The sequence below is a fragment of the Caulobacter sp. NIBR1757 genome, assembly GCF_027912495.1.
Lineage (GTDB): Bacteria > Pseudomonadota > Alphaproteobacteria > Caulobacterales > Caulobacteraceae > Caulobacter.
Genome location: NZ_CP115463.1, coordinates 3,081,672 through 3,093,465, shown reverse-complemented (window position 1 = coordinate 3,093,465; position 11,794 = coordinate 3,081,672). Strand labels below are relative to the sequence as shown.

The 11,794-nt window shown below is 67.7% G+C and carries 7 protein-coding genes; 2 read left to right on the top strand and 5 right to left on the bottom strand.

Annotated elements, in window-relative coordinates; translation table 11 throughout:
* The first annotated feature begins 276 nt into the window (after positions 1-276).
* Positions 277-1,251, top strand: coding sequence for a class 1 fructose-bisphosphatase (locus O5I81_RS15170; protein WP_271065697.1), 975 nt, complete (start codon positions 277-279; stop codon positions 1,249-1,251).
* Here O5I81_RS15170 and O5I81_RS15165 read toward each other — a convergent pair.
* The 3 genes from O5I81_RS15165 to O5I81_RS15155 form a co-directional block, all read right to left on the bottom strand.
* Positions 1,248-2,255 carry an NAD(P)-dependent alcohol dehydrogenase gene (locus tag O5I81_RS15165; protein ID WP_271065696.1) on the bottom strand — a complete coding sequence of 336 codons (1,008 nt, stop codon included), beginning with the start codon at positions 2,253-2,255 and terminating at the stop codon, positions 1,248-1,250. The two genes, O5I81_RS15170 and O5I81_RS15165, sit on opposite strands and share 4 nt — an antisense overlap.
* A 108-nt stretch (positions 2,256-2,363) precedes the next feature.
* Positions 2,364-4,589: a catalase/peroxidase HPI gene (gene katG / locus O5I81_RS15160; RefSeq protein ID WP_271065695.1), complete on the bottom strand. Its 2,226-nt coding sequence runs from the start codon at positions 4,587-4,589 to the stop codon at positions 2,364-2,366.
* 117 nt (positions 4,590-4,706) lie between these two features.
* Positions 4,707-6,728, bottom strand: coding sequence for a phytase (locus O5I81_RS15155; RefSeq protein ID WP_271065694.1), 2,022 nt, complete (start codon positions 6,726-6,728; stop codon positions 4,707-4,709).
* A gap of 168 nt (positions 6,729-6,896) precedes the next feature.
* Here O5I81_RS15155 and O5I81_RS15150 point away from each other — a divergent pair, with 168 nt between their 5' ends.
* Positions 6,897-9,440 (top strand): TonB-dependent receptor, encoded by a 2,544-nt coding sequence (locus O5I81_RS15150; RefSeq protein WP_271065693.1) that lies wholly within the window; start codon positions 6,897-6,899, stop codon positions 9,438-9,440.
* 264 nt (positions 9,441-9,704) lie between these two features.
* Here O5I81_RS15150 and iolG read toward each other — a convergent pair whose 3' ends face one another.
* A complete protein-coding gene (gene iolG / locus O5I81_RS15145) occupies positions 9,705-10,682 on the bottom strand; it encodes an inositol 2-dehydrogenase (protein ID WP_271065692.1) in 978 nt (325 codons plus the stop codon).
* Between the two features lie 11 nt (positions 10,683-10,693).
* Positions 10,694-11,674 (bottom strand): Gfo/Idh/MocA family oxidoreductase, encoded by a 981-nt coding sequence (locus tag O5I81_RS15140; RefSeq protein ID WP_271065691.1) that lies wholly within the window; start codon positions 11,672-11,674, stop codon positions 10,694-10,696.
* Between the last annotated feature and the right edge of the window lie 120 nt (positions 11,675-11,794).

Below are 11,794 nucleotides of genomic sequence, written 5' to 3'. Positions count from 1 at the left end.
ATCGCGCCTTTCGGACCTCCGAAGGCCGCCGTCCCGCGGCCGTAGGCCGGACCGGTCACGATCCAGCCTACAAACCCCGCCCTTCGACCTACGCCGCCCCTACGCCGCGCCCCACATTCACAGCGTTCCAGGCACGCGCAAAGCCAACGCCGGCAAGCTTTTCGACGGAACCGGCCTTCGCGCCGTCTGCTATAGTAGGTCGCCGCTTCGATAGCGCCGCTTCGCGCGCCGGCCGAACCTTGCTAAGGGGCGCGGCGCCGCCACCTGGAGCCTGCCTTGACCCTGTCCGACCACCTCGCCACCGCTCACCCGGCCCTGGCCGAGCTGATCCTCGCCGTCGCCGACGCCTGCGTGGAGATCGCCGCCGTCGTCCGCCGCGGCGGGGCCGACCACAGCGCCGCCGTCTCGGTGAACGTGCAGGGCGAAGTGCAGAAGGGGCTCGATGTGTTGGCCGACGACATCCTGGTTCGCGTCGCCGCCCGCAGCCCCGCCCTGGTCGCCATGGCCTCGGAGGAACAGGATGACATCATCCCGGTCCGCGACCTGACCGCCGAAGGGGGCTACTACCTGCTGTTCGATCCGCTGGATGGCTCCAGCAACATCGAAGTCAACGTCTCGGTCGGCACCATCTTCTCGATCCTGCCGGCGCTCGGCGCCATTCCGGACCGCCCGGCGGTCGCCGCCGACCTGATGCAGCGGGGCAGAAGCCAGGCCGCCGCCGGCTATGTCGTCTACGGTCCGCAGGTGACCATGGTGCTGACCACGGGGGAGGGCGTCGCGGGCTTCACCCTCGATCCCGAAACCAACATCTGGAACCGCTCCGCCGAGCGCATGACCCTGCCGGCCCGGACCAGCGAGTACGCTATCAACGCCTCGAACTACCGCCACTGGGCCGCGCCCGTGCAGACCTATGTCGATGAGGTCCTGGCCGGCAAGGACGGCCCGCGTGGCCGGAACTTCAACATGCGCTGGGTCGGCTCGATGGTTGCCGACCTGCACCGCATCCTGACCCGGGGCGGCGTCTTCCTCTATCCCTGGGACAAGCGGGAGCCCGACCGCGCCGGTCGCCTGCGCCTGATGTACGAGGCCAATCCGATGGCTCTGATCGTCGATCAGGCCGGCGGCCAGGCCTTCGACGGCATGACCGACATCCTCGACACCCCCGTCACCGGCCTGCACCAGCGGGTGTCGGTGATGATCGGCTCAGCTGAAGAGGTGGAGCACCTGAAGGCGCTCCACGCCAACACCTAGATATCGACGATGATCTTGCCGAAGTGCGTGCCGCTTTCCTGGTGCGCGAAGGCGGCGCCCAGTTGCTCCAGCGGGAAGTGCTTGTCGAGCACCGGCTTGAAGCCGGTCACGTCGATGGCGCGGACCATGTCCTGCTGGTGGCGGCGGCTGCCGACGGTCAGGCCGATCAGCTTGATCGACTTGCCCATGATGGCCACGGTCGGAATCTCGCCGGAGTAGCCGGCCAGCACGCCGATCAGGCCGATGTGGCCGCCGATGCGGGCCGCGGTGATCGACTGGGGCATGGTGCCCGAGCCGCCGATCTCGACCACGTGGTCGACGCCGCGGCCATTGGTGATCTCGCGGGCCTTGCCGCCCCAGCCCGGGGTGGTCTTGTAGTTGATCAGGTGGTCGGCCCCGAGCGCCTTGAGCCGCTCCAGCTTCTCGTCCGACGAGGAGGTGGCGATGACCTCGCAGCCGAAGGCCTTGGCGATCTGCAGGGCGTAGATCGACACCCCGCCGGTGCCCTGGACCAGCACCGTCTCGCCGGCCTTCAGGTGGCCGTCGCCGACCAGGCAGCGCCAGGCGGTGACGCCGGCGCAGGTGATGGTGGCGGCCTCGGCGGCGCTCCAGCCCCTGGGCGCCTGGGTGAAGGCGGTTTGCGGCATGATGACCTGCTCGCGGGCGTAGCCGTCGATGCCGTCGCCAGGCACGCGATTGAACGAGGTTTCCGGCGGCTCGCCGTCGAGCCAGTCGGGGAAGAAGGTCGAGACGGCCAGGTCGCCGACCTTGAAGTCGGTGACGCCTTCGCCGACGGCGACGACCTCGCCGGCCCCGTCGGACATCGGCACACGGTCGCCGGGGGTGGGGATCATGCCCTTGACGACCATCAGGTCGTGGTAATTCAGAGAGGAGGCGCGCAGACGAACCTTGATCTCGCCCTTGCCCGGCTCGCCCGGATCGGCCCGCTCGACCAGAGCCAGCTTGTCCAGTCCGCCGCCGCCGTGAACCTCAATCGCCTTCATGACCGGTCTCCATCCCTTGCCCGCGATGCTTCGGCGGGTCTCAAAAAGAAATCGCCGGGACAGTCAGGTGACTGCCCCGGCGGAAGACAAGCGCTATCGGAAAGGGACTTAGCGACGCACGCCCTTGGGCAGGTCGAAGCGGTCGTTGTTCATCACCTTGCTCCAGGCGCTGACGAAGTCCCTGACGAACTTCTCGGCGGCGTCGTCGCAGGCATAGACCTCGGCCAGGGCGCGCAGCTCGGAGTTGGCGCCGAAGACCAGGTCAGTCCGCGTCGCGGTCCACCGCTGTTCGCCGCTCGCCCGGTCCGTTCCGACGAATTCCTCGTCGCCGGAGTCATCGACCTGTTTCCAGGCGACGCCCATGTCGAGCAGGTTGACGAAGAAGTCGTTGGTCAGCACCCCGACGCGGTCGGTGAACACCCCGTGCTTGCTGCCGCCCTGGTTGGCGCCCAGCACCCGCAGGCCGCCGACCAGCACCGTCATCTCCGGCGCGGTGAGGCGCAGAAGCTGGGCCCGGTCGATCAGCAGTTCCTCGGTCGGGACGCTGAACTTGACCGACAGATAGTTGCGGAAGCCGTCGGCCTTGGGCTCGAGCACCTCGAAGCTGTGGGCGTCGGTCTCCTCGTCGGTCGCGTCGGCCCGGCCCGGGTGGAAGGGGACCTCGATCGGGTGACCCGCCGCCTTCGCCGCCTGTTCGACGCCGACGCCGCCGGCCAGGACGATCAGGTCGGCCATCGACACGGTCCGGCCGCCCTTGTCGAACTCGGCCTTGATCCGGCCAAGCGTGTCCAGCACCGCCTCCAGTTTGGGCGGGTCGTTGACCGCCCAGTCCTTCTGCGGCGCCAGGCGGATGCGGGCGCCGTTGGCCCCGCCCCGGTGGTCCGATCCGCGGTAGGTCGCGGCCGAGGCCCAGGCGGTGCTGACCAGGTCCGAGACCGACAGGCCGGAGTTGGCGATGGCGACCTTCAGCGCCGCGATGTCGGCGGGCTCGATGTCGGAACCCCTGGCCTTGATCGGATCCTGCCAGATCAGATCCTCGGCCGGCACTTCCGGACCCAGGTAGCGGACCTTGGGGCCCATGTCGCGGTGGGTCAGCTTGAACCAGGCGCGGGCGAAGGCGTCGGCGAAATAGGCCGGATCGTCGCGGAACTTCTCCGAGATCTTGCGGTACTCGGGGTCCATCTTGAAGGCCATGTCGGCCGTGGTCATCATCGTCGGCACGCGGCGATCGGGGCTGTGGGCCCCCGGCGCCAGGTCCTCGGGCTTCGGGTTGATCGGCTGCCACTGCTTGGCCCCGGCCGGGCTGCGCACCAGCTCGTACTCGTAGTCGAGCAGCATGTGGAAGTAGTTGTGGGTCCACTGGATCGGGGTCGGGGTCCAGGCGCCCTCGATGCCGCTGGTGATCGTGTGATCGCCCATGCCGCTCTCATGCTTGCTGGTCCAGCCCAGGCCCTGGGAGGCGATGTCGGCGCCTTCCGGCTCCACCCCGACCAGCGAGGCGTCGCCGGCCCCGTGCGCCTTGCCGAAGGTGTGGCCGCCGGCGGTCAGGGCGACGGTCTCCTCGTCGTTCATGCTCATCCGGCTGAAGGTCTCGCGGATGTCGCGTGCCGACTGCAGGGGGTCGGGATTGCCGCCCGGGCCTTCCGGGTTGACGTAGATCAGGCCCATCTGGATGGCCGCCAGCGGGTTTTCCAGCGCCCGGCCGCTCTCCTGGTCGATGCGGGTGGCGCCGACCCATTCTTCCTCGGTGCCCCAGTAGATGTCCTTCTGCGGCTCGAAGATATCGGCGCGGCCGCCGCCGAAGCCGAAGGTCGGTCCGCCCATCGACTCGATGGCGACATTGCCGGCCAGGATCATCAGGTCGGCCCAGCTGAGCTTGGCGCCGTACTTCTGCTTGATCGGCCACAGCAGGCGGCGGGCCTTGTCGAGGTTGCCGTTGTCCGGCCAGCTGTTCAGCGGCGCGAACCGCTGGCCGCCGGCCGAGGAGCCGCCCCGGCCGTCGCCGCTGCGGTAGGTGCCGGCGCTGTGCCAGGCCATGCGGATGAAGAACGGGCCGTAGTGACCGTAGTCGGCCGGCCACCAGGGCTGGCTGTCGGTCATCAGGGCGGTCAGGTCGCGCTTGAGGCCGGCGTAGTCGATCGACTTGAACGCTTCGGCATAGTCGAACGCCGCGCCATAGGGATTGCCGTTGTCGCCGTGCTGCCGGAGAATCTCCAGAGACAGCTGGTTGGGCCACCAGTCGCGGTTGGTGCGGCCGAGCAGGCGTCGCAGCGCGGCGGGTTCCTTGATCGGGCAGCTCAGCGGCGAGCCTTCGTCACTTCCATCGTGGGCCATCGTGTCCTCCAGACGTTGGCGCCGGTCGGGGCCGGCGCTGCAACCCACAGGCGACACCCAAAGGAAGGCCAAGTCCAATCGATAGATATTGGACTTGGCATAGATTTTTTCTGTGGGTCAGGGGGCGGAGAGTTTCAGCGCCGCTTCGATGCCCTTCCAGGGGATGATCTTGAAGTTCTGCGGCTCGGGCGGGCTGACGTTGCGGCCGTCCTGGGTGACCAGGGCCCCGTTCGGGAACAGCGGCCCCATCGGCCGGCTGGTCACATCGAGGCCATCTGTCTCCGACGAACCGTCGATGCCGGCCGGGCCGTTGGCGACCACCGCGAAGGAGCCGACATAGGCATTGTCGCCCTCGCGCCGGAACATCGCATAGCTGTTGTTGCCCTGGCTGGAGAGCACGATGTAGCCCTTGCCGCCGGGCTGCAGATAGAGGCTCACTCCCTCCAGGTCGTCCTTCAGGGCCGGGTTGGAGGCGACGCTGGTCACCTGGGTGCGGTTCTCCGCCCCCTTGGGTTCGGCGTTAAGCCGCCACAGGGCGACATCTTCCTCGGCCACATAGAGCCAGCCGGTCTCGTCGTCGGCGACGCAGCCTTCGGTCTGTGTGGCGAAGGCGAACTCACGGACCAGAACCGCCTTGACCGTTCCGGTGGTCGTCGGATCCAGCCGCCACTGGCGCATCTTGCCGTCGGTGTCGTTGATGAAGACGTAGGTCCTGCCGCCCTTGCCCTGGTACATGCACAGGCCATAGGGGTCGCCCAGGCCCGTGCCCTGCACCCCGTCAGAGACGTTGCGCAGGGTCCCGCTGGCCCCGTCCAGCGCATAGATGGCGATGGCGTTCTTTGTGCGGTCGCTGGCCGTGACCAGGGTGACCGGCTGGCCGGCCAGCTTGAAGCCGTCGCGCAGGTCGACGTTGTTCATCTTGCCGTCGGCGGCGAAGGACAGCCGCTTGCCGGTCAGGTCATAGACCCCGAGGCCCGCCTGCTTGTCGGTGCCGATGATCAGGCTCCTGGCCGGATCGGCCCGGTTCACCCAGATGGCCGGGTCATCGGCCGCGTCGCCGCCCTGGCCGACCGGCTGGGTCTCGGCGATGGGCCGGACGATGGGCAGCGGCGCGGGCAGGGCGGCCAGCGGATCGGCCGGCGCGCCGGCATTGAGCTTGAGGGCGGCGGCGATATCGCCGAAGCGGGCCAGCTTGTAGTTGGCGCCGGCCGGGTTGTCGTCGTCCATGGCCAGGAACAGGCCCTTGCCGGCCGCCAGGCCGCCGGCGTTCTCGACGCCCGCCACCGTGAAGCTGCCCAGGTATTTGTGGCCGTCCTCGCGGTTGAAGACGTGGAAGCTGTTGGCCGAGGCGTTGGAGGTGATCAGGTAGCGGGCGCCCGGGCCGCCATCGACGACGGCGACGCCGCCGGCCTCCTCGGTGATCCGGCCAAGGCCCACCGCGTCGATCAGGGTGGGGATGGTCTCGGCTTCCGGTTCGGCGTCGAACTTCCAGACCCCGACCGCCTGCTCGGCGATGTAGATCGCGCCGCTGACGTCATCGACGGTGCAGTAGCTGGCCTCGGAGGCGATGTGCAGCCGGCGGACCAGTCGTCCGTCCAGCCTTCCCTGGCCGTTGTCGAAGATCGACCACTGCTCGATCTCGCCGGCGGCCCCGAGGGCGAACATGAACAGGCTGCTGTCCAGCGGGCTCTTGTAGAGGCAACCGGATTCCGCCGACAGACCGGCCGACAGCGTTCCGGCCGTGACCTCGGTCAAGCCCTCGCCGACGGTGAAGAAGCGAAGTTTCGACTGCTGGGCGTCGATGACCCCGAGCACCGTTTCGGACTTGCCGTTCAGCGACACGCCGTAGCGGACGTCCAGCCCGACCACCTCGCCGGCCGGAACCGAGGCCAGCCGCGCCCCGTCCGCGCCATAGAGCTCGACCCCGCCCAGGCCGCCGCTGCCGGCGATCCGCATGCCGCCGGCGGCGTCGAACACCAGCACCCCGGTGTTGGCGTCGTTGCGCGCGGTCGGCGCGGTTTCGGCGATCGGCGCCACGGCGGGCAGGGCGGTCTGGGCTTGAGCGCCCAGCGCGACAGAGGCCGCGCCGGCCACAAGCGTCAGGCGCAGGGCGGTCAGCGCACGGTTTTTCCTGGTCATCGGCATCCCCTTTGTTGACGGCACCATCATCGCTCCGATCTCAGAATGCAATTTAATTTCCATTCATGTTGTCAAATAGAATTTTTGTTCGTAGTGTCCGTTTCATCAGCCGTCGGAGCGAGTCTTCGCTCACCTCGCGCTGCAATGAGAAGCAAAGGGGAGGGTCGTATGAAGTCTCGATATCTGTTGGGCGCGCTCATGATGTCGTCCTGCCTGGTGGCGCCCGGCATGGCCGCGGCTCAGGCTCAGGGCGAAGTCGATGAAGTGGTCATCACCGGCCAGCGGGCGACCGACCGCGACTCCCTCGAGAAGAAGCGCGAGGCGACCAGCGCCAGCGAGATCGTCTCGGGCGGCGAGGCCGGCAAGCTGCCCGACCAGAACGTCGCCGAGTCCGTGCGCCGCCTGTCGGGCGTGTCGGTCGCCACCGACAAGGGTGAGGGCCGCTACCTGATCATCCGCGGCATCGAGCCGAACCTGGCCAACGTCACCATCAACGCCCAGACCGCCTCCGCCCCCGAGCCGGAATCGCGCAACGTCAAGCTCGACGACATCCCGTCGGCCCTCATCGGCTCGGTACAGGTGGTCAAGTCGCTGACCCCCGACCTCGACGCCAACGCCATCGCCGGCCAGGTCGATATCAAGACGGTCACCGCTTTCGACCGCAACCGCACCATCCTCAACGCCCGGGCCGCCGTCGGCGGCTTCGAGATCACCGACGAGAACGCCTACGAGGGCGACTTCTCGGCTGGAACCCTGTTCGGCCCGGACAAGTCGTTCGGCGTCGTCGTGGCCCTGAACTGGTCGGAACGGCCTTCGGACTCCGAGGATGTATTGTCGGGCGGTCGCCAGACCGTCGGCGGCGTCGATCTGCCCGTCGAGTTCGACAACCGGGTCTACACCCCTGCCCTGCGCACCCGCACCGGCGCGGTCGTCAACCTCGACTGGCGTCCGACCGACGACATCAAGGCCTACGCCCGGGTCATGTACTCGAAGTTCGACGACAACGAGGTCCGCAACCGCACCCGCTTCTTCCTGCCGACCTCGGCCGCCAGCTATAGTAGCCTCAGCGAGGACGGCGGAACCTTCACCGGCGGGGCCAGCGCCCGCAAGCTGCTGCGGGTCCGCAACGAGATCACCGACACCACCACGATCGCCATCGGCGGTGAGTTCAACATCGGCGAAAGCCTCCTGACCCTCCAGGCCACCCACAACCTGGCCACCAAGGAAGACCCGATCCGCGACGAGATCGAATACCGCTACAACAACACCAGCGGCGGCGGCCCGATCACCGGGTCCTTTGGCAACCAGGACGGGATGCCCGGCGGCGTCACGCTGAGCGCCAACGCCTACAATCCGGCCGGCTACCGGCTGCGCAGCTTCAAGCAGGTCAGCCGCGAGGCCGAGGAAGACCTGAACCAGATCCGCATCGACTATCAGATGCCGCTTTCGGTGCTCGGCGACGACAGCTACCTGAAGTTCGGCGCCAAGTGGCTGGACCGCGACAAGTTCACCGACGCGACCGGCGAGGTGTTCATGTACACCGGCCCGACACGGACCCTCACCTCCGAGGTCGGCGAAACCTACGGCGACACTTTCGGGGGCAAGTATCTCGCCGGTCCGTCGATCAGCTACAGCAAGGTCAACGCCTTCTTCAAAGCCAACCCCGGCCTGTTCGACAGCGACGATGACGACCAGATCGTCGAGACCCTGGGCTCCGACTACCGCGTCCAGGAAACCATCACCGCCGCCTATCTGATGGCCAACCTCGACTTCGGCGACATCAGCGTCATTCCCGGCGTCCGCGTCGAGCGGACGGAGGGCGACACCCGGGCCATCGCCGTCACCCCGACGGCGACCCTGGCCGACGACTACAACCGCTTCGGCAGCTACAGCTACACTGACGTCTTCCCGGGCCTCAACCTGCGCTGGGACGTCAGCGAGAACATCCTGGTGCGGGCGGCGATCACCACCGCCATCGGCCGTCCGGAATACTTCCAGCTGGCCCCGACCGTGGCGGTCGATGGCGACGATGTCAGCCTCGGCAACCCGGACCTGAAGCCCCAGCAGGCGCTGAACCTCGATTTCTCGCTGGACTATTACTTCCCGGACGAGGGCGGCTTCTCGGTGGGTCTGTTCCACAAGAAGATCGACAACCCGATCTTCGCCTCGACCCTGGAAGACCAAACCGGAACCTTCGGCGGGGTGAGCATCGTCAACGGCGACGTCTTCTCCTTCCAGAACGGCACCGAAGCCGAGGTGACCGGCCTGGAGCTGAACTTCCAGAAGCCCTTCACCTTCCTGCCCGGCGCGCTGGACGGCTTCGGGGTCAACCTCAACGCCACCTTCCTGAACGGCAAGCTCAAGGTGCCCGGCCGGAGCAAGGAAACCAGCCTGCCCAAGCAGTCGGACATGCTGCTCAGCGCCCAGCTCTACTACGAGAAGGCCGGCTTCTCGGCCCGCGTCGCCTACACCTACCGCTCAGACTACATCGACGAACTGGGCGCGACGGCCGACGAGGACCTGTACTTCGGCGAGAACCAGACCATCGGCGTCAAGGCGGCCTACAAGGTCACCAAACAGCTCGAGGTCTTCGCCGAGGGCAACAATCTGAATGACGAGACCGACTACTATTTCTACGGCAACCGCCACCGCTTCGCCGAGGCCGAAACCTACGGCCGCTCCTGGCGGGTGGGTCTGAGCTTCACCTACTGATTTCTCCCTGACATCGACTTGCGCAACTTCGGCGGTGGCCTTCGGGCCGCCGCCTTTTCTTTGCGCGGCGTCGAGTCGCCTCACCGGTGTCCCTTCTCCCGCTTGTCGGGAGAAGGTGTCGGCGTAGCCGACGGATGAGGGCGGCGCCGGCCCGTGAAGGTTTTCGTTCAGGCATGGAAAAGGGCAGCCCGGCTACCGCCGGTGCTGCCCTCATCCGACCCGCTTCGCGGGCCACCTTCTCCCGACAAGCGGGAGAAGGGATCGTTACAGCGTCACCACCGCCCCCTTCCGCGCCGACTCCCCGGCCGCCTCCGCGAGCACCAGCGCTTCCACCCCGTCCTCGTATCCGATCGCCGGCGTCGCCCCGCCGAGGATCTCGGCGAAGTGGGCCATCTCGGCGACGTAGGCGGCCGCATAGCGGTCGAGGAAGAAGTTCTGGAACGGCGCCGACGCCGCCCCGGCCTCGGTCCAGACCTGGACCGTGCTCTCGGTGACATTGGCCGCCTGCAGCATGCCGGCCGAGCCGAAGGCCTCGATCCGCTGGTCGTAGCCATAGCCGCTGCGGCGGCTGTTGCTGATCATGCAGATGCGCCCGGAGGCCGTCTTCAGCAGGATCTTCGCCGTGTCCACGTCACCCGCCTCCCCGATGGCCGGATCGACCAGGCAGCTGGCCGAGGCGAAGACCTGGGCGACCGGCTCGCCGAGCATCCAGCGGGCCATGTCGAAGTCATGGATCGCCATGTCCTTGAACAGGCCGCCCGAGACCTTCACGTAGCTGACCGGCGGCGGCGACGGGTCATGGCTGGTGATATGCAGCGTCTCCAGCGCCCCGACCTCGCCGGCGTCCAATCGCGCCTTCAGGGCCTGGAAGTTGGGATCGAAGCGGCGGTTGAAGCCGAGGAACAGCGGCTTGCCCGCGAAGTCCCCGGCCGCGCCCCGGGCCCGGCCAAGATTGAGGTCGATGGGCTTTTCGCAAAACACAGCCTTGCCGGCGGCGATGGCGCGGCCGGCGTAGTCCAGGTGGGTGTCGGTGGAGGAGGCGACGATGACGCCGGCGATGGCCGGATCGCTCAGGGCCGCGTCCAGCGACGTCACCCTCGCGCCGGTCTCGGCCGCCAGGCTCTCGGCCGCAGCCGCCACCGGATCGACGATGGCCATCAGGGTCAGGCCCGGATGGGCCTTGGCGTTGGCGGCGTGGATGCGGCCGATGCGGCCGGCGCCGATGAGGGCGAGGTTGTACATGGTTGAAGACCTTACAGTTTGACGGGCGCGCCGGTGGCCACCGACCGGGCGGCGGCCTCGGCCAGTTTCAGGGAGGCGACGCTGGCCTCATAGCCGGCGGCGGGCCGAGCCTTGCCTTCCAGCATGTCGGCGAAATGGTCCATCTCGGCGGCGTAGGCGCCGGCGTAGCGGCTCATGAAGCCTGGATAGAGGGCGTCGGAACCCGCGCCGGCCTCGGTCCAGCGGGCGACCGTGGTCGGGGCCGGATTGCCGGCCACGGCCATGCCCTTGCTGCCGAACGCCTCGATCCTCTGGTCGTAGCCGCAGCCGCTGCGCCGGGTGTTGCTGATCATGACGATCTTGCCGGACGCGGTCTTGAGGATCACCCGGGCGGTGTCGACGTCGCCCAGTTCGCCGATCATCGGATCGACCAGGCAACTGGCGAAGGCGAAGACCTCGGTGAACGGCTCGGCGACCAGCCAGGCGGCGACGTCGAAGTCGTGGATGGTGAAATCCTTGAACAGCCCGCCGCTGGTCGGCACGAAGTGGGCCGGCGGCGCGGCCGGGTCGTGGTTGATCAGGTGCAGGGTTTCCAGCGCGCCGATGGCGCCGGACGTCACCGTCTCGGCCAGGGCCGCGAAGTGCGGATCGAAGCGGCGGTTGAAGGCGACGAAGATCGGCGCGTCCTGAAAGTCGGCCTTGTGCTCGACCAGCCGCGCCAGGTCCAGGTCGAGCGGCTTTTCGCAGAACACCATCTTGCCGGCCTTCAGGCAGGCCAGGGCGTTGTCCAGATGGGCGTCGGTCGAACTGGCGACGATGACGCCCTTGATTTCCGGATCGGCCAGCACGGCCTCGAAGCTCGCCAGCCCCGCGCCGATCTCGCGGGCCAGGTCCCCCGCTGCCTCGGGTCGGGGATCGACCAGCCAGGCCAGATCCAGCCGCGGATTGGCGGCGGCGTTGCGGGCGTGGATGGAGCCCATCCGTCCGGCGCCGAGTTGAGCGATCTTGATCATGGGGACCCTCCGGAGGTCCGTACTATGGAACAAACATTCCGAACGCAATATCGTTTGGAACGAATGGTCGCCGTGCGTTGTGTTCGGGGCTGGAACGGATATTCTAACTTCGAAACCGCG